17 protein-coding genes are annotated in these 19,213 nt (G+C 61.6%); 15 read left to right on the forward strand and 2 right to left on the reverse strand.

Translation table 11 applies throughout. From position 1 onward, the window contains the following. Positions 1–29 precede the first annotated feature (29 nt). The 7 genes from J3P81_RS19045 (at position 30) to J3P81_RS19075 (ending at position 7,077) form a co-directional block, all read left to right on the forward strand. Positions 30–944, forward strand: a complete 915-nt coding sequence (locus J3P81_RS19045; protein ID WP_420765237.1) for a glutamate/aspartate ABC transporter substrate-binding protein — start codon at positions 30–32, stop codon at positions 942–944. A gap of 189 nt (positions 945–1,133) precedes the next feature. Next, positions 1,134–1,880 carry an amino acid ABC transporter permease gene (locus J3P81_RS19050; protein ID WP_053124568.1) on the forward strand — a complete coding sequence of 249 codons (747 nt, stop codon included), beginning with the start codon at positions 1,134–1,136 and terminating at the stop codon, positions 1,878–1,880. Then, positions 1,880–2,551 (forward strand): amino acid ABC transporter permease, encoded by a 672-nt coding sequence (locus J3P81_RS19055; RefSeq protein ID WP_030140772.1) that lies wholly within the window; start codon positions 1,880–1,882, stop codon positions 2,549–2,551. The genes J3P81_RS19050 and J3P81_RS19055 overlap by 1 nt, the downstream gene beginning before the upstream one ends. Then, entirely contained in the window at positions 2,548–3,282 is a 735-nt protein-coding gene (locus J3P81_RS19060; RefSeq protein WP_018614195.1) for an amino acid ABC transporter ATP-binding protein, read from the forward strand. The genes J3P81_RS19055 and J3P81_RS19060 overlap by 4 nt, the downstream gene beginning before the upstream one ends. A gap of 213 nt (positions 3,283–3,495) precedes the next feature. Continuing rightward, positions 3,496–5,397: a sensor histidine kinase gene (locus J3P81_RS19065; protein WP_434560307.1), complete on the forward strand. Its 1,902-nt coding sequence runs from the start codon at positions 3,496–3,498 to the stop codon at positions 5,395–5,397. Between the two features lie 44 nt (positions 5,398–5,441). Then, positions 5,442–6,722, forward strand: a complete 1,281-nt coding sequence (locus J3P81_RS19070; RefSeq protein ID WP_434564139.1) for a sigma-54-dependent transcriptional regulator — start codon at positions 5,442–5,444, stop codon at positions 6,720–6,722. 25 nt (positions 6,723–6,747) lie between these two features. Further along, complete coding sequence (locus tag J3P81_RS19075) at positions 6,748–7,077, forward strand: GlpM family protein (protein ID WP_434564140.1); 330 nt, start codon at positions 6,748–6,750, stop codon at positions 7,075–7,077. Positions 7,078–7,098: 21 nt separating this feature from the next. Here J3P81_RS19075 and J3P81_RS19080 read toward each other — a convergent pair whose 3' ends face one another. Beyond that, positions 7,099–7,713: an NAD(P)-dependent oxidoreductase gene (locus tag J3P81_RS19080; RefSeq protein ID WP_420765240.1), complete on the reverse strand. Its 615-nt coding sequence runs from the start codon at positions 7,711–7,713 to the stop codon at positions 7,099–7,101. Between the two features lie 183 nt (positions 7,714–7,896). Next, positions 7,897–8,775, reverse strand: a complete 879-nt coding sequence (locus J3P81_RS19085; protein WP_434560309.1) for an MBL fold metallo-hydrolase — start codon at positions 8,773–8,775, stop codon at positions 7,897–7,899. Between the two features lie 112 nt (positions 8,776–8,887). On the opposite strand from J3P81_RS19085, the gene J3P81_RS19090 reads away from it, so the two are divergent. The 8 genes from J3P81_RS19090 (at position 8,888) to J3P81_RS19125 (ending at position 19,095) form a co-directional block, all read left to right on the forward strand. Then, positions 8,888–9,793, forward strand: coding sequence for a LysR family transcriptional regulator (locus tag J3P81_RS19090; RefSeq protein WP_434560311.1), 906 nt, complete (start codon positions 8,888–8,890; stop codon positions 9,791–9,793). Positions 9,794–10,003: 210 nt separating this feature from the next. After that, positions 10,004–11,512 carry a sigma-54-dependent transcriptional regulator gene (locus J3P81_RS19095; RefSeq protein ID WP_420765243.1) on the forward strand — a complete coding sequence of 503 codons (1,509 nt, stop codon included), beginning with the start codon at positions 10,004–10,006 and terminating at the stop codon, positions 11,510–11,512. Positions 11,513–11,939: 427 nt separating this feature from the next. Further along, positions 11,940–12,323: a glycine cleavage system protein GcvH gene (gene gcvH / locus J3P81_RS19100; RefSeq protein ID WP_434560313.1), complete on the forward strand. Its 384-nt coding sequence runs from the start codon at positions 11,940–11,942 to the stop codon at positions 12,321–12,323. 10 nt (positions 12,324–12,333) lie between these two features. Next, positions 12,334–15,183 (forward strand): aminomethyl-transferring glycine dehydrogenase, encoded by a 2,850-nt coding sequence (gcvP, locus tag J3P81_RS19105; protein WP_434560315.1) that lies wholly within the window; start codon positions 12,334–12,336, stop codon positions 15,181–15,183. Between the two features lie 191 nt (positions 15,184–15,374). Continuing rightward, positions 15,375–16,751: an L-serine ammonia-lyase gene (locus J3P81_RS19110; RefSeq protein ID WP_434560317.1), complete on the forward strand. Its 1,377-nt coding sequence runs from the start codon at positions 15,375–15,377 to the stop codon at positions 16,749–16,751. A 31-nt stretch (positions 16,752–16,782) separates the two neighbouring features. Continuing rightward, a complete protein-coding gene (gcvT, locus tag J3P81_RS19115) occupies positions 16,783–17,907 on the forward strand; it encodes a glycine cleavage system aminomethyltransferase GcvT (RefSeq protein ID WP_434560319.1) in 1,125 nt (374 codons plus the stop codon). Positions 17,908–18,300: 393 nt separating this feature from the next. Continuing rightward, a complete protein-coding gene (locus J3P81_RS19120) occupies positions 18,301–18,513 on the forward strand; it encodes a cold-shock protein (RefSeq protein ID WP_003365337.1) in 213 nt (70 codons plus the stop codon). A 93-nt stretch (positions 18,514–18,606) separates the two neighbouring features. Next, a complete protein-coding gene (locus J3P81_RS19125; RefSeq protein WP_434560321.1) occupies positions 18,607–19,095 on the forward strand; it encodes an RDD family protein in 489 nt (162 codons plus the stop codon). Positions 19,096–19,213 lie beyond the last annotated feature (118 nt).

A 19,213-nucleotide genomic window follows, 5' to 3' on the forward strand; every position in this document is an offset into this window, starting at 1 on the left:
ACAAAAAAAACAATGTCGAGGAAACATCGATGCGCATCGTTCCCCATCTCCTGGGCGCAGCCGTTGCTGCCGCTCTGATCAGCACTCCGGTTTTCGCAGCCGAACTGACCGGCACGCTGAAAAAGATCAAAGAGTCCGGCGTCATCACGCTCGGCCACCGCGACGCCTCCATTCCGTTTTCCTATATCGCGGACGCTTCCGGCAAGCCCGTCGGCTACTCCCATGACATCCAGCTGCAAGTCGTCGAAGCCCTGAAAAAAGAGCTGGACGTGCCGAACCTGCAGGTCAAGTACAACCTGGTCACCTCGCAGACCCGCATCCCACTGGTGCAGAACGGCACCGTGGACCTGGAGTGCGGCTCCACCACCAACAACGTCGAGCGTCAGCAACAAGTCGCCTTCTCGGTTGGCATCTTCGAGATCGGCACCCGGCTGCTCTCCAAGAAAGATTCCAAATACAAGGATTTCGACGATCTCAAGGGCAAGAACGTCGTGACCACCGCCGGCACCACGTCCGAGCGCATCCTCAAGGCGATGAATGCCGACAAGCAAATGGGCATGAACGTCATCTCCGCCAAGGACCACGGCGAATCCTTCCAGATGCTGGAATCGGGCCGTGCCGTCGCGTTCATGATGGATGACGCCCTGCTGGCCGGCGAAGCCGCCAAGGCCAAGAGGGCGACCGACTGGGAAGTAACCGGTACTCCCCAATCCTACGAAATCTATGGCTGCATGATGCGTAAGGGCGACGAGCCGTTCAAAAAGGTTGTCGATGACGCCATTGTCGCCAGCTACAAGTCTGGCGAGATCAACAAGATCTACGACAAATGGTTCACCCAACCTATCCCGCCTAAAAATCTGAACCTGAACTTCCCGATGAGCGACGAGCTCAAGGCTTTGATCGCCAACCCGACCGATAAAGCGGCTGACGATAAGAAATCCTGATTTCTGACTAACCTTACCTCCTGGAAGGGCCCGGCCCTTTCCAGGAGTGTGTCATTCCCTGCTGGAACCAAAGGAAACACTCGCAACGGTAAGTCGAGCCGTGAGTGTGTGCCCGATCCTCAAGATTGGGCGGGAAAGGATTTCCCCCTGCAGATACTTGTACATCGAACGATCTGAGGGGAGACCCTAATGAATTACAACTGGGACTGGGGCGTGTTCTTCAAGTCCACCGGCGTGGGCAGCGAGATTTATCTCGACTGGTACGTGGCCGGCCTGGGCTGGACCATCGCCATCGCCGTCGTCGCCTGGATCATTGCCCTGCTGCTGGGCTCGATCCTGGGTGTGATGCGTACCGTGCCGAACCGGCTGGTATCGGGCATCGCGACTTGCTACGTGGAACTCTTTCGTAACGTGCCACTGCTGGTTCAACTGTTCATCTGGTACTTCCTGGTGCCGGACCTGCTGCCCGCCGACATGCAGGAGTGGTACAAGCAGGACCTGAACCCGACCACCTCGGCCTACCTGAGCGTTGTCGTGTGCCTGGGCCTGTTCACCGCCGCGCGGGTCTGCGAACAGGTGCGCACCGGCATCCAGGCGCTGCCGCGCGGCCAGGAATCCGCTGCCCGGGCCATGGGCTTCAAACTGCCGCAGATCTATTGGAACGTGCTGCTGCCCCAGGCTTACCGGATCATCATTCCGCCGCTCACCTCGGAATTCCTCAACGTCTTCAAGAACTCCTCCGTGGCGTCGTTGATCGGCCTGATGGAGCTGCTCGCGCAGACCAAGCAGACCGCCGAATTCTCGGCCAACCTGTTCGAAGCCTTTACCCTGGCGACGCTGATCTACTTCACGTTGAACATGAGCCTGATGCTGCTCATGCGCATGGTCGAGAAGAAAGTCGCGGTGCCCGGCCTGATCTCCGTGGGGGGTAAATAATGGAATTCGACTTCACAGGCATCATCCCGGCCATTCCCGGCTTGTGGAACGGCATGGTGATGACCCTCAAGCTGATGGCCCTGGGTGTCGTCGGCGGGATTATCCTGGGGACGATCCTGGCGCTGATGCGCCTGTCCCACAACAAGCTGATCTCCAACATCGCTGGCGCCTACGTCAACTATTTCCGCTCGATCCCGCTGCTGCTGGTCATCACCTGGTTCTACCTGGCGGTCCCGTTCGTGCTGCGCTGGATCACTGGCGAAGACACGCCGATCGGCGCGTTCGGCTCCTGCGTCGTGGCGTTCATGATGTTCGAGGCGGCGTACTTCTGCGAAATCGTCCGGGCCGGCGTGCAGTCGATCCCCAAGGGCCAGATGGGCGCGGCACAGGCACTGGGCATGAATTATGGCCAGGTCATGCGCCTGATCATCCTGCCCCAGGCGTTCCGCAAGATGACCCCGCTGTTGCTGCAACAGAGCATCATCCTGTTTCAGGACACCTCGCTGGTCTACACGGTCGGTCTGGTGGACTTCCTCAATGCTTCGCGAGCCAATGGCGACATCATCGGCCGCTCCAATGAGTTCCTGATCATCGCAGGTCTCGTGTACTTCACAATCAGCTTTGCCGCCTCGCTGCTGGTCAAGCGTCTGCAAAAAAGGTTCGCCGTATGATCTCTATCAAAAACATCAACAAGTGGTATGGGGACTTCCAGGTACTGACCAATTGCAGCACCGAGGTCAGCAAAGGCGAGGTTGTGGTGGTGTGCGGGCCGTCGGGTTCGGGCAAGTCCACGCTGATCAAGTGCGTGAACGCCCTTGAGCCCTTCCAGAAAGGCGACATCGTGGTCGATGGCACGTCCATCGCCGACCCGAAGACCAACCTGCCAAAACTGCGTTCGCGGGTGGGCATGGTGTTCCAGCACTTCGAACTGTTCCCGCACCTGACCATCACCGAAAACCTGACCATCGCGCAGATCAAGGTGCTGGGCCGCAGCAAGGAAGAAGCCACCAAGAAAGGCCTGCAACTGCTAGAGCGCGTCGGTCTGTCGGCCCACGCCCACAAGCACCCGGGCCAGCTCTCCGGCGGCCAGCAGCAGCGCGTGGCGATCGCCCGTGCGCTGGCGATGGACCCGGTGGTAATGCTGTTCGACGAACCGACCTCGGCGCTTGACCCGGAAATGGTCAACGAAGTGCTCGACGTGATGGTGCAACTGGCCCACGAAGGCATGACCATGATGTGCGTGACCCACGAAATGGGCTTCGCCCGCAAAGTGGCGAACCGGGTGATCTTCATGGATCAGGGCCAGATCATCGAAGACTGCCCGAAAGAAGAGTTCTTCGGCGACATCAGCGCCCGCTCCGAACGTGCACAGCATTTCCTTGAGAAGATTCTGCAGCACTAAGCATCGCCTTTTCTAGGCGCGCTTGTCCTTGTGGCGAGGGAGCTTGCTCCCGCTGGGTCGCGCAGCGGCCCTAAACCGGAAATGCAATGTCTCTGGCATACCGCATGAACCGTTTTGCGGCTGCTTTGCAGCCGAGCGGGAGCAAGCTCCCTCGCCACAGGACCGCGTTCGAAGGACGACCGCCGCCACACTGGTTGACCCAAGGCTTCTGTGATGAAATGCGACCCCACTCTTTATCGCGCCGCGCCGCCATCACTCGCCGTGAAACCCCGCCTGATCCGCCATCTGTTCCTGCCGCCGCTGGTCATTGCGTTGATGATCGGCCTGGGTTACCTCGGCTTCTGGATCAGCGAGCACTATGGCATTCGCGGCCTCGCCGAGAATGGCGAGCGCCAGTTGGAGCTGCACGCCCGCGCGGTGGAGAGCGAAATCAGCAAATACACCTATTTGCCCAGCCTGCTGGAACTTGAATCCAGCGTCTCGAAATTGCTCGACGACCCGACGCCCGAGCATCGCAAGACCGTCAACGAATACCTTGAGGGCCTGAACCGGCGCAGTCGCAGCCGGGCCATCTACGTCATGGACACCACCGGCCGCGTCATGGCCACCAGCAACTGGCGCGACGTCGACAGCTACCTGGGGGAAGACTTGTCTTTCCGCGCCTATTTCCAGAACGCCGTGCGCGGCCAGCCGGGGCGCTTCTATGGCATCGGCAGCACCAGCGGCGAACCCGGCTATTACCTGGCCCATGGCCTGGAGCAACAAGGCAAGATCATCGGCGTGGCCGTGGTCAAGGTCCGCCTCGAAGCCATGGAGGAGCGCTGGCAGCGGGCCCGCCTGGAAGCCTTCGTCAGCGATGAGAACGGCATCATCATCCTCTCCAGCGATCCGGCGCGGCGGCTCAAATCGGTGCGTCCGCTGAGCGACGAAACCAAGGAGCGCCTGGCCCGCAGCCTGCAGTATTACTGGTTCCCGCTCAACGAGCTGATCCCTCTGGCGCGGGAACGGCTGGCCGAGGGCATGGAGAAGCTGACTTTCCCCGCCAACACTGAAATCGCGGCTGACCAGCGCGCCACCAGCTACCTTTCCCAGACCCGGCCGCTGAGCGACACACCGTGGAATTTCACGTTACTGACCCCGCTCGAAGACCTGCGCCGCCAAGCGATCAACCAAGGCATCCTGGTGGCCGTGGCGTTTGCCCTGGTGGCTTTCCTGCTGATCGCCTGGAACGAACGTCGCAAAGTCATCGCCACCCGCCTCGCCGCTCGCGAAGCGTTGCAAGAGGCCAACAATCAGCTCGAACGTCGGATTACCGAACGCACCACCGACCTGCGGGCCAGCAACGAACGACTCAAGGGCCAGATCCGCGAACGACGGCAGGCCGAAGAGACCTTGCGGCGCGCCCAGGACGAACTGGTGCAAGCCGGCAAGCTGGCGGCCATCGGCCAGATGTCCACCAGCATCGCCCATGAACTCAACCAGCCTTTGGCCGCCCTGCGCACCCTGTCGGGCAATACCGTGCGCTTTTTGGAAAGGGGCCAGCTGGATATCGCCAGCGCCAACCTCAGGACCATCAACGACCTGATCGATCGCATGGGTCGGATCACCGCCAGCCTGCGCGCCTTCGCCCGGCGCGGCGACGACAAGGGCCGGGCGAGCCTGGGCAAGGCTGTCGGGGCCGCGCTGCAATTGCTGGGCGCGCGCCTTGAAAAACTCGACATCCAGATCCACACGGCATTCGAAGACGTTCAGGTCCAGATCGACCAGACGCGCCTGGAACAGATCCTGGTGAACCTGATCGGCAATGCCCTTGACGCCATGCAGCTGCAACCCGCGCCGAAGCTGTGGCTCGAAGGCCAAGGCAGCGATGGCAAATATCGCCTGCGGGTGCGGGATAATGGCCACGGCATCGACCCGGAGGCTCGCAAGCATCTGTTCGAACCGTTCTTCACCACCAAACCCGGCGAACAAGGCCTGGGCCTTGGCTTGACGCTTTCGGCAAGCCTATGTGCCGCCGCCGGCGGACATTTGGGAGTCGAGCATCCGGAGGATGGTGGCACCACGTTTATCCTCAGTTTACCGTTGGTAAGCCTTTTACCTGCCGAGCCGCTATGAACAACGACCTGAGCGTATTGATCGTCGAAGACGACCCCCACGTCCTGCTGGGCTGCCAGCAGGCCTTGAGCCTGGAAGATATTCCCTGCATTGGCGTGGGCAGCGCCGAAGAGGCCCTTGAGCGGGTCGGCGAAGATTTTGCCGGCATCGTCATCAGCGACATCCGCCTGCCGGGCATCGACGGCCTGGAACTGCTGACCCGTCTCAAGGCCCGGGACCGCAGCCTGCCGGTGGTGTTGATCACCGGCCACGGCGATATTTCCATGGCCGTTGGCGCGATGCAGAAAGGCGCCTACGATTTCATGGAAAAACCGTTCTCCCCCGAGCGCCTGGTGGACGTTGCACGCCGCGCCCTGGAACAGCGCAGCCTGGCCCGGGAAGTTTCTTCGCTGCGTAGGCAACTGGCCGAGCGTGATTCCCTGGAAGGCCGCATCATCGGCCGCTCGCCGGCCATGCAGCACCTGCGCGAGCTGATCGCCAACGTCGCCGACACCTCAGCCAACGTGTTGATCGAAGGCGAAACCGGCACCGGCAAGGAATTGGTCGCCCGTTGCCTGCATGATTTCAGCCGGCGCCACGACAAGCAGTTCGTCGCGCTGAACTGCGGTGGCCTGCCGGAGAACCTGTTTGAAAGCGAGATTTTCGGCCACGAGGCCAACGCTTTCACTGGCGCGGGTAAGCGCCGGATCGGCAAAATCGAGCACGCCGATGGCGGCACGCTGTTTCTCGATGAAGTGGAGAGCATGCCCCTGCCCTTGCAGATCAAGCTATTGCGCGTGTTGCAGGAACGCACCCTCGAACGCCTGGGGTCGAACCAGAGCGTGGCCGTGGATTGTCGAGTGATTGCCGCCACCAAGTCCGACCTGGACGAAATGGGTCGGACCGGGCAGTTCCGCAGCGACCTGTATTACCGCCTCAATGTGGTGACGCTGGAGCTGCCGCCCCTGCGGGAGCGGCGCGAAGACATCCTGCAACTGTTCGAACATTTTCTCCAGCAATCGTCCCTGCGCTTCGACCGTACCGTGCCGGAGCTGGACAACCACACTCTGTCGAACCTGATGAGCCACGATTGGCCGGGCAACGTGCGCGAGCTGCGCAACGTCGCCGAACGTTACGCCCTGGGCTTGCCGGCGTTCAAGAAAGCCGGCACCAGCACCGGTAGCCAAGGCCTGGCCTTCGCCGAAGCGGTTGAAGCCTTCGAGCGCAACCTGCTGGTGGATGCGTTGCAACGCAGCGGCGGCAACCTGACCCAGGCCAGCCAGGAACTGGGCATGGCCAAGACCACGCTCTTCGACAAAGTCAAAAAATATGGCTTGAGCCACTGACCTGGGACATGAACCTGTGGATCTTATTTTCAAGGCCGCGCTCGGCGCAGCCGTTGTCGTCATCCTGGCGATGCTCGCCAAGACCAAGAACTATTACATTGCCGGGCTGGTGCCGCTGTTTCCGACCTTTGCGCTGATTGCCCACTATATCGTCGGCAAGGGCCGCTCGGTGGATGACCTGAAGACCACCATCGTGTTCGGCATGTGGTCGATCATTCCGTATTTCGTCTATCTCGCGACGCTGTACGTGACGGTCGACCGGATGCGCCTCGAAGCGTCATTGGCCGTGGCTGCCGTCGCCTGGTTGATGGCGGCGACGGTGCTGGTCAGTGTCTGGGTGAGGATCCACGGCTGATTCGCTGCACGGATCGATGGCTCAATAGCCGACGGTGAACCGCGTCCGCGAAAACTGCGGCGCCTGGACCTCATCGATCATCGCAATGGCGTAGTCGGCGAAGCCGATCCAACTGCGCCCGGCGTTATCGAACAGCAAGTGATCCTTGCCGACGCGGAACTGGCCGGTGCGTTCGGTTTCGACGAACTCCGCCGAGGGCGAAAGGAAGGTCCAATCGAGGTCCTGCTCCTTTCCCAGCACGTCCAGGAACAACGCTCCGGCCGTGGCTTCGGCCAGGTATTCCTCCGGGAAGCCTTTGCTGTCAATCACGCGGCTGTTATCCGGCAACAACAACGAACCGGCACCGCCCACAACCAGCAGGCGCTTGACTCCGGCGGCCTTCACCGGTGCGACAACCTTGTCGGCCGGCACCGTGGCGAAATGCGCGGCACTGATGACTACGTCGTGGCCTGCTACCGCTGCGGTCAGTGCCTCGCTGTCCAGTACGTCCAACTGCTTGCTGACCACTCCCGCCCGTGTGCCGATTTTTCCGGTGTTGCGGGCAATGGCCGTCACGCTGTGACCACGGCGCAAGGCTTCTTCCAGCAGTTGGCTGCCGGCCCGACCTGTAGCGCCGATGATTGCGATGGTGCTCATGGGATTCTCCTATGGTTATTCGTAGTGATTACTTCAACGCGTTCTAGAACCATGAACACGTTCGTGGCGAGGGAGCTTGCTCCCGCTGGGCTGCGCAGCAGACCCAGTATTTTTGCGACTGCTTCGCAGCCGAGCGGGAGCAAGCTCCCTCGCCACAAAAGCGTCCAGATCAAAGTTCGGGTTTCACCACCTCATTTCGCCCTTCGCCACCTTGGCGCTCAGCTCCAGGGAACTGTCCTCCCCCAGCTGTGGATAGCGTAGTTTCATGGCGGCGATCAGTGCGGCGGAATTCTTGGCCTTGGCGGTTTCTTCGTCGAAGGCCTTGATGTAATCGGCGGTGAAGCGCACTGGCGCCAGGGAACGAGCGCTTTCGCCCAGGTAATGGCCGGGGATCACGGTGGTCGGTTGCAGCTTTTGCATGTTATCCAGCGTCGCCAGCCAATCCTGGTGGGATTGCGGCGTCTGGGTATCGGCCATCCAGACGTGAATGTTCTCCGCCACCACCACACCTCCCACCACCGCCTTGATCGACGGAATCCACACGAAACTGCGGTCCGGCTGAGGGCCGTCAAGGCCGATGACCTGCAAGCGCTTGCCTTCCAGCGTCAAGCTGTCGCCCTTGAGCACTTGGGGCACCAGCGTCTTGGACGGCGCGTCGGTCTTCAGGATCGGCCCCCAATATTTCAACTTGCCATCGGCAGTGGCCTTGATGTGCTCCACGGTTGGCGCGGATGCGAGGACTTTGGCTTCCGGGAAAGCGCCTACCAGGGTTTGCAGGCCAAAATAGTAGTCGGGGTCGCCGTGGCTGATGTAGATCGTGGTCAACCGCTTGCCACTGGCGCGGATTTTTTCCACGACCTGCTCGGCCTGGGTTTTGCCAAATTGGGCGTCCACCAGGATTGCCTCTTTTTCACCGCTGACCAATACCGAAGTCACCGGAAAAATCGCCGCCGCGCCGGGGTTGTAGACGTCGAGCGTCAAGTCGGCGGCCCAGGCCTGGGCCGTGATGGCCAGCGCTGCGGCCGCCAGCGACAAGCGTTTTAGAAGAGTGAAACCGGTCATGAGGTGCTCCGTTGTGCAATGGCCCGCAAGGGAATGGACGGAGCTTAGTTGCCAGACTCAGTACAAAAAATGCGATGCTGGGACATAGTTTGTTTCTAAAATCGGGCAGATCATGGATCGTCTACAAGCAATGCGAGTGTTCGTCACCGTGGTGGACCTGGGCAGCCAGTCGGCGGCGGCCGAGCACCTGGACCTGTCGCGGCCGGTGGTATCGCGCTATCTGGCGGAGCTGGAAGATTGGGTCGGTGCCCGGCTGATGCACCGCACCACGCGCAAGCTGAGCCTGACGGCCGCAGGCACGGAGACCCTGCCCCGCTGTCGGCAGATGCTGGAGCTGTGCGGCGACATGCAAGCGGCCGTCAGCACGCCCGAAGACGCGCCACGGGGCATGCTGCGCATCAGCGCCAGCCCCTCGTTCGGCCAGTCGCAATTGGCGAGTGCGATGGCCGAATACGTCCAGCGCTACCCGGGCGTGAGCGTTGACCTGCAAATGCTCGATCGCACCGTCAACCTGGTGGACGAACGCATCGACCTGGCGATCCGCATGAGCAACGATCTCGATCCGAACCTGATCGCCCGGCGTCTCACGGTCTGCCGTTCGGTCATCTGCGCCTCCCCCCGCTACCTGCGCGAACATTCGACACCGCAACGGGTGGAAGACCTGAGCCAGCACAACTGCCTGACCCATTCCTACGTAGGCAAAAGCCTCTGGCATTTCGAGCAGGACGGCGAACAGCTGTCGGTGCCGGTGCAGGGCAACATCAGCGCCAACGAAGCCAGCACCTTGCTCCAGGCAACGATAGCCGGCGCCGGTGTGGCGATGCTGCCCAGCTACCAGGCCGGCCCTCATATCCAGAACGGCGAACTGGTGCGCCTGCTGCCCCACGCCGAACCGCGCCGGATGAACATGTATGCGGTGTATACCTCACGCAAGCACATGCCCTCGGCGTTGCGCAGCCTGCTGGATTTTCTGGTGCTCAGGTTTCCCGAAACACCTGAATGGGATGTGGGGTTGTAGCTACCTCTGCGGGAACCTTTGTGGGAGCGAGCTTGCTCGCGATAGCGGTGTATCAGTCAATAAAAGGGTGGCTGACACTCAGCCATCGCGAGCAAGCTCGCTCCCACAAGGGATCTCTGTACAGCCTTAAGCCTTGCGCCAGGATTTCACCATTAGCCCGCCCCAAGGCATACTTGCCACCCTCCGCATTCCAGAACCCAAAGCCGCCCCATGCGTATCCACGTCAGTTTCATCGACCGCGTCGGCATCACCCAGGAAGTCCTGGCCTTGCTTGGCGGGCGCAATCTCAACCTGGATGCGGTGGAAATGGTCCCGCCCAACGTCTACATCGATGCCCCGACTCTCAGCCCACAGGTGCTGGATGAGTTGCGCGAGGCGCTGTTCAGCGTGCGCGGCGTGCAGGCGGTCACGGTGGTGGACATCCTGCCGGGCCAGCGCCGGCACTTGCAGCTCGATGCCTTGCTCGCCGCCATGACCGACCCGGTGCTCGCCCTGGACAGCGCCGGCAAGGTGTTGCTCGCCAACCCGGCGCTGATCGCCCTGTACGGTCGCGAACCGGCCGGGGAAAGCGTCGCGGAGCTGTTCGATGACGCGGCGCTGCTGGATGCGCTGTTGGAAAACGGCTTTCGCTTGCCGCTGCGGGAAATCACCGTCAACGGCCAGACGCTGCTCCTCGATGCCACGCCCATCACCGATGCCGGGGCGCTGCTGACGCTTTATCAGCCCAACCGTATCGGCGAACGCCTGTCGGCGCTGCACCACGATCACGCCGAAGGCTTCGACGCGCTGCTGGGCGAATCCCCGGCGATTCGCACCCTCAAGGCCCGCGCCCAACGGGTCGCGGCCCTAGATGCACCGCTGCTGATCCAAGGCGAGACGGGCACCGGCAAGGAACTGGTGGCCCGCGCCTGCCACGCCATCAGTGCCCGACACAGCGCACCGTTCCTGGCCCTCAACTGTGCGGCACTGCCAGAAAACCTGGCCGAAAGTGAACTGTTCGGCTACGCCCCGGGCGCCTTCACTGGCGCGCAACGGGGCGGCAAGCCCGGGCTGATGGAGCTGGCGAACCAGGGCACGGTATTCCTCGATGAAATCGGCGAAATGTCGCCGTACTTGCAAGCCAAGCTGCTGCGTTTCCTGAACGATGGCAGCTTCCGCCGGGTCGGCGGCGACCGGGAAATCAAGGTCAACGTGCGGATTCTCAGCGCGACCCACCGTAACCTGGAGAAAATGGTCAACGAAGGCTCGTTCCGCGAAGACTTGTTCTATCGCTTGAACGTGCTCAATGTCGAAGTCCCGCCGCTGCGTGAACGCGGCCAGGACATCCTGCTGCTGGCGCGGTATTTCATGCAGCAGGCCTGCGCGCAGATCCAGCGCCCGGTCTGCCGCCTGGCCCCTGGCACTTACCCGGCCTTGCTGGGCAACCGCTGGCCGGGCAACGTGCGGCAATTGCAGAACGTGATCTTCCGCGCCGCCGCCATCTGCGAAAGCAGCCTCGTGGATATCGGCGACCTGGACATCGCCGGCACCTCCGTGGCGCGTCAGGGCGACGTCGAAGTCGAAAGCCTGGAGCAGGCGGTGGAAAGCTTCGAGAAGCACCTGCTCGAAAGCCTCTACGCCAATTACCCTTCTACTCGCCAGCTCGCCAGCCGACTGCAGACCTCCCATACCGCAATTGCCCATCGGTTGCGCAAGTACGGGATTTCCGGGAAGCCGTAGCTTTACTCGGCTACCTGTGGGAGCGAGCCTGCTCGCGAAAGCGGTATATCAGCCAACATCATCATTGACTGAAAAACTGCTTTCGCGAGCAGGCTCGCTCCCACATTGGTCTGAGGCGTATTTGAAAGTTAGTCACAAACGACCTCCATCTGTACTGAAAGCGCTACAGCGGAACGATATCGCTACACCCCGCGCTGACCTGCTCTGCGCAAGGCTTTGATCCCGCAACGATTTTTTCCAGGCGCCTAGCTGTAGCGTTTTCGCTACAGCTTGTAATAGCGAGCGCGCTGAAAAACCATCCAATGCATTGATAAACAAAGACTTTTAAACATTGGCCACGTTCTTGCTAAGGGTTTAACCATTCGGCCGGGCCAAGCCCCGCGCCTTTCTTCGCGTCCACCAGACGAGTCTGGCCCCAGGAGTTTCCATGAGCGAGTTGCGTTTCACTGAAGATCACGAATGGCTGCGCGCCGAAGCCGACGGCAGCGTCACCGTAGGCATTACCGCTTTCGCGCAGAACGCGTTGGGCGACGTGGTTTTTGTGCAACTGCCTGAATTGCAGGCCTACGCCAAAGGCGACGAGGCCTCCACCGTGGAATCCGTCAAGGCCGCCAGCGGCGTGTACATGCCACTGGATGGTGAAGTGCTGGAAGTGAATGAAGCACTCGGCGACAGCCCGGAGCTGGTCAACGAAGATCCGATGGGCGAAGGCTGGTTCTTCCGTTTTAAACCGACCGACGCCGATGCAGTGGCTAAGCTGTTGGATCAAGACGCCTACGACCGCCTGATCAAAGCCAACGCCGAAGCCTGAGGAGCGCACCATGACCGTTAATCTCGGCACCGCCAACGAATTCATCGCCCGCCACATCGGCCCGCGTGCAGGCGACGAGCAAGCCATGCTCGAACGCCTGGGCTACGACTCCCTGGAAGCCCTGAGCGCCAGCGTCATCCCGGAAAGCATCAAGGGCACCAGCGTCCTGGACATGGACGACGGCCAGAGCGAAGCCGATGCACTGGCCTCGATCAAGGCCATCGCCGGCAAGAACCAACTGTTCAAGACCTACATCGGCCAGGGCTACTACAACTGCCATACGCCGGCACCGATCCTGCGCAACCTGCTGGAAAATCCGGCCTGGTACACCGCCTACACCCCTTACCAGCCGGAAATCTCCCAGGGCCGTCTCGAAGCACTGCTGAACTTCCAGACCTTGATCAGCGACCTCACCGGCCTGCCGATCGCCAACGCCTCCCTGCTGGACGAAGCCACCGCCGCCGCCGAAGCCATGACCTTCTGCAAGCGCTTGAGCAAGAACAAGGGCAGCAATGCGTTCTTCGCCTCCGTGCACAGCCACCCGCAGACCCTCGACGTGCTGCGCACCCGTGCCGAGCCCCTGGGCATCGACGTGGTCGTGGGCGACGAGCGCGAACTGAGCGACGTCAGCAGCTTCTTCGGCGCACTCTTGCAGTACCCGGCCAGCAATGGCGACCTGTTCGACTACCGCGAGCTGACCGAACGCTTCCACGCCGCCAATGCCCTGGTGGCCGTGGCCGCCGACCTGCTGGCCCTGACCCTGCTGACCCCTCCGGGCGAGTTCGGTGCCGACGTTGCCATCGGCAGCGCCCAGCGCTTCGGCGTTCCCCTGGGTTTCGGCGGTCCGCACGCGGCCTTTTTCTCCACCAAGGATGCGTTCAAGCGCGACATGCCGGGCCGGCTGGTCGGCGTTTCCGTGGACCGTTTCGGCAAGCCGGCCCTGCGCCTGGCGATGCAGACCCGCGAGCAACACATCCGCCGCGAGAAAGCCACCAGCAACATCTGCACCGCCCAGGTTCTGCTCGCCAACATCGCCAGCATGTACGCTGTGTACCACGGTCCCAAGGGCCTGGTGCAAATTGCCAACCGCATCCATCACCTGACCGTGATCCTTGCTAAGGGGCTGGGCGCGCTGGGTCTGAAAGTCGAGCAAGAAAGCTTCTTCGACACCCTGACGCTGCACACTGGCGCGCAAACCGCCGCGCTGCACGACAAGGCCCGCGCCCAGCGCATCAACCTGCGTGCAGTGGACGCCGAACGCCTGGGCCTGTCCCTGGACGAAACCACCAACCAGGCTGACATCGAAGCACTGTGGAGCCTGTTGGCCGACGGCAAGCCTCTGCCGGACTTCACCGCACTGGCTACCAGCATGCAAAGCCGCATCCCGGCCGAGCTGGTGCGCCAATCGGCGATCCTCAGCCACCCGGTGTTCAACCGCTACCACTCCGAAACCGAGCTGATGCGCTACCTGCGCAAGCTCGCCGACAAGGACCTGGCGCTGGATCGCACCATGATCCCGCTGGGTTCCTGCACCATGAAACTCAACGCCGCCAGCGAAATGATCCCGGTGACCTGGGCAGAGTTCGGCGCCCTGCACCCGTTCGCCCCGGCCGAGCAAAGCGCCGGCTATCAGCAACTGACCGACGAGCTCGAAGCCATGCTCTGCGCCGCCACCGGCTATGACGCGGTGTCGCTGCAACCCAACGCCGGTTCCCAGGGTGAATACGCCGGCCTGCTGGCGATCCGCGCCTATCACCAGAGCCTTGGCGAAGACCGTCGCGACATCTGCCTGATCCCGTCTTCGGCCCACGGCACCAACCCGGCCACCGCCAACATGGCCGGCATGCGCGTGGTCGTGACCGCCTGCGATGCCCGTGGCAACGTCGACATCGAAGACCTGCGGGCCAAGGCCATCGAGCACCGCGAGCACCTCGCCGCGCTGATGATCACCTACCCGTCCACCCACGGCGTGTTCGAGGAAGGCATCCGCGAGATTTGCGGCATCATTCATGACAACGGCGGCCAGGTGTACATCGACGGCGCCAACATGAACGCGATGGTCGGCCTCTGCGCCCCGGGCAAATTCGGCGGCGACGTCTCGCACCTGAACCTGCACAAGACCTTCTGCATTCCCCACGGCGGTGGCGGCCCGGGCGTCGGCCCGATTGGCGTCAAGTCGCACCTGGCGCCGTTCCTGCCGGGCCACGCCAACATGGAACGCAAGGAAGGCGCGGTGTGCGCGGCGCCGTTCGGCAGTGCGAGCATCCTGCCGATCACCTGGATGTACATCCGCATGATGGGCGGCGCGGGCCTCAAGCGCGCTTCGCAGCTGGCGATTCTCAACGCCAACTACATCGCCCGTCGCCTGGAAGAGCATTATCCGGTGCTCTACTCCGGCAGCAACGGCCTGGTGGCCCACGAATGCATCCTCGACCTGCGCCCGCTCAAGGACAGCAGCGGCATCAGTGTCGATGACGTGGCCAAGCGCCTGATCGACTTCGGTTTCCACGCCCCGACCATGTCGTTCCCGGTGGCCGGCACGTTGATGATCGAGCCGACCGAAAGCGAATCCAAGGAAGAGCTGGACCGCTTCTGCGACGCCATGATCTGCATCCGCGAAGAAATCCGCGCGGTGGAAAACGGCAGCCTCGACAAAGACGACAACCCGCTGAAGAACGCCCCGCACACCGCGGCGGAACTCGTCGGCGACTGGACTCACCCCTACAGCCGTGAGCAGGCGGTGTACCCGGTGGCGTCGTTGATCGAAGGCAAATACTGGCCGCCAGTCGGTCGGGTCGACAACGTGTTCGGCGACCGCAACCTGGTCTGCGCCTGCCCGTCGATCGAAAGCTACGCTTGAGGTAAGTGGAGGGCGGTCCATCCGCCCTCCGAATCTCCCCCTGTGGGAGCGAGCTTGCTCGCGAAGGCGATATGTCAGCCAATCAGATGTCAACTGACACGCCGCCTTCGCGAGCAGGCTCGCTCCCACAGGGAATCTGTTTTCAAATCTTGTAAACCGTCGATCCCATAAAAAGAAACCGGAGAAACACCATGTCGTTAAGCGTGTTCGACCTGTTCAAGATCGGCATCGGTCCTTCCAGCTCCCACACGGTCGGTCCGATGCGTGCCGCGGCCCGTTTCGTCGAAGGGTTGCGTCGTGATGAGTTGCTCAATACCACTGCCAGCGTCAAAGTCGAGCTGTACGGCTCGCTCGGTGCCACCGGCAAGGGCCACGGCAGTGACAAGGCCGTGCTGCTGGGCCTGGAAGGCGAGCATCCGGACACCGTGGACACCGAAACAGTGACCGCCCGGCTCCAGGAGATCCGCAGCAGCGGTCGCCTGAACCTGCTCGGCGAGCACACCATCGAATTCAATGAAAAACTGCACCTGGCGATGATCCGCAAACCGTTGGCCTACCACCCCAACGGCATGATCTTCCGCGCCTTCGACGCCGCCGGCCTGCAAGTGCGCAGCCGCGAGTACTATTCGGTGGGCGGCGGCTTCGTCGTGGATGAAGACGCCGCCGGCGCCGACCGTATCGTCGAAGATGCCACGCCCCTGACCTTCCCGTTCAAGAGCGCAAAAGATCTGCTGGCCCACTGCACCACCTACGGTCTGTCCATCAGCCAGGTCATGCTGACCAACGAAAGCGCCTGGCGCCCCGAAGCCGAGACCCGCGCCGGCCTGCTGAAGATCTGGCAGGTCATGCAGGATTGCGTGGCGGCGGGCTGTCGCAACGAGGGGATCTTGCCGGGCGGCCTCAAGGTCAAGCGCCGGGCTGCGGCGTTGCATCGCCAGTTGTGCAAGAACCCTGAAGCGGCCTTGCGCGATCCGCTGTCCGTGCTGGACTGGGTCAACCTGTATGCCTTGGCCGTCAACGAAGAAAACGCCTTCGGCGGCCGTGTCGTCACCGCGCCCACCAACGGTGCGGCGGGCATCATTCCGGCCGTGCTCCACTACTACATGCGCTTCATTCCCGGGGCCAACGAAGATGGCGTGGTGCGATTCCTGCTGACCGCCGCCGCCATCGGCATCCTCTACAAGGAAAACGCCTCCATCTCCGGTGCTGAAGTCGGCTGCCAGGGTGAAGTTGGCGTGGCCTGCTCCATGGCCGCCGGTGCGCTTTGCGAAGTGCTGGGCGGTACCGTGCAACAAGTGGAGAACGCCGCCGAGATCGGCATGGAACACAACCTCGGCCTGACCTGCGACCCCATCGGTGGCCTCGTCCAGGTGCCCTGCATCGAACGCAATGCCATGGGCTCGGTAAAGGCCATCAATGCGGTGCGCATGGCCATGCGCGGCGATGGTCATCACTTCGTCTCCCTCGACAAAGTCATCCGCACCATGCGCCAGACCGGCGCCGACATGAAAAGCAAATACAAGGAGACCGCCCGCGGCGGTCTGGCGGTCAACATCATCGAATGCTGATGCGTGCCCCTTTCATTTTCCAGGAGCTGATATGTCCACCGAACAACTGTTGAAAACCCCGCTGCACGCGCTGCACCTCGAACTCGGCGCCCGCATGGTGCCATTCGCCGGCTACGACATGCCGGTGCAATACCCCTTGGGCGTGATGAAAGAACACCAGCACACCCGGGATCAGGCCGGGCTGTTCGATGTGTCCCACATGGGCCAGATCCGCCTGACCGGCGCGGGTGCGGCCAAGGCACTGGAGACGCTGGTGCCGGTGGACATCATCGACTTGCCCGTGGGCATGCAGCGTTACGCCATGTTCACCAACGACAACGGCGGCATCCTCGACGATTTGATGGTCGCGAACCTGGGCAATGATGAGCTGTTTTTGGTGGTCAACGCGGCGTGCAAGGATCAGGACCTGGCCCACCTGCAAGCGAACATCGGCGGTCAGTGCAGCATCGAGCCGCTGTTCGAAGCCCGCGCCCTGCTCGCGCTGCAAGGCCCAGCGGCCGTGACCGTGCTCGCGCGTCTGGCGCCGGAAGTGGCGAAGATGACCTTCATGCAGTTCCAGCGCGTCACTCTGCTGGGCGTGGATTGCTTTGTCAGCCGTTCGGGCTACACCGGTGAAGACGGTTTCGAGATTTCCGTGCCGGCCGCCGATGCGGAGAAACTCGCCCGCGCCCTGCTGGCCGAACCGGAAGTCGCCGCCATCGGCCTTGGCGCCCGTGATTCCCTGCGCCTGGAAGCGGGCCTGTGCCTCTACGGCCACGATATGAACACCGAGACCACACCCATTGAAGCCAGCCTGCTGTGGGCGATATCCAAGGTCCGCCGCGCCGATGGCGCGCGCGCCGGGGGCTTCCCCGGAGCGGAAACTGTTTTTGCCCAGCAACAGCAAGGCGTGAAGCGCAAACGTGTCGGCCTGCTGCCCCAGGAACGCACACCGGTGCGTGAAGGCGCGGAGATCGTCAACGAAGCCGGCGAGATCATCGGCACGGTTTGCAGCGGCGGGTTCGGGCCGACATTGGGCGGTCCATTGGCGATGGGTTATCTGGACAGCGCCTTCGTCGCCTTGGACACGCCGGTCTGGGCCATTGTGCGTGGGAAAAAAGTGTCTTTGCTTGTAAGCAAAATGCCATTCGTTCCGCAGCGCTACTACCGTGGTTGATTGGTTGTTTCTATAAGTAACGCGGTTTCGTTATACGTGCACTAATGTGTAACGCAACCGCCATAAAAAGGTGCATGTAGTGATATTCAACCGGGCTTATAACGCTACGGAACTATCGGACTAGCCTTTTGAATAAGCCCCCTCCCGCAAAACATCTAAAACGCCAGCAAGCTGAGCAAATCCGGGGCCTTCAGGGGGGTTGTTTTTTCCTTGGAAGTTGGCGTAGAGTTTCGTCACTGTGTTTGCATGGGTCGCTTGGATCGTGACCTGGGCAGTAGCCTAAGAAGTTAGCTACAACCCGTTCGACGTCATCTTACTTTCCTGCAACCCAGCCCCAGTACTCTTTCGTCTGGAAAGAGGCTGTCATTAATTTAGCGTCAAGGAAATAAGAAAATGGCTGAACGTCAGAGCGGTACCGTCAAGTGGTTCAACGACGAAAAAGGTTTTGGTTTCATCACTCCTGAAAGCGGTCCGGATCTGTTCGTGCACTTCCGCGCCATCCAGGGCAACGGCTTCAAGAGCCTGAAAGAAGGCCAGAAAGTCACTTTCGTTGCTGTGCAAGGCCAGAAAGGCATGCAGGCTGACGAGGTTCAAGCCGAAGGCTAAGCTTTCGCAAACTAAAAAGCCCCTGATTGATATCAGGGGCTTTTTTATGGGCGTAAATCCGTAAAATGGCTTCTTTTTTGGTTCGAGGCCGTCATGTCGAAACACCTGCTCACCCCACAGGGTGACTTCCCTCCCGCCGGCCTGGGCCGTCGCCTGGCCGCGATGTTCTATGATTTTTTGCTGTGCACGGCGCTGCTGATCGTCACCGGTGGCGTGTACAAGATGATCCAGATGATGATCATCGGCGAAGAAAAGATGCGTGCCCTTACCGACGCCGGCGCGCTGGATGGCGATCCGCTGCTGTCCACGGTGTTGCTGTTCGTGCTGTTCGGCTTCTTCGCCAAGTTCTGGACCCACAACGGCCAGACCCTGGGCATGCAGGTCTGGTGCATTCGCGTACAGAACGCCGATGGCACGGCCATCAGCCTGTGGCAGGCGTTGTTGCGATTCGTGGTATCGATTGCGTCATTGCTGCTGGTGGGGCTGGGCTTCATCTGGGCGCTGTTCGACAAGCGCAAGCGCAGCTGGCATGACATCTATTCGGATACGCAGTTGGTGCGGGTCCCGAAGAAGAGCAAATAGGAACGCACACAAACCCCGTGGCGAGGGAGCTTGCTCCCGCTCGGCTGCGCAGCAGTCGTAATCCAGCCAATGCGGTATGACTGAATAACCCCGCAGTGTCTCGTTTGGGGCTGCTTCG

Origin of the sequence: Pseudomonas sp. R1-6 (assembly GCF_051132115.1) — a bacterium.
Lineage (GTDB): Bacteria > Pseudomonadota > Gammaproteobacteria > Pseudomonadales > Pseudomonadaceae > Aquipseudomonas.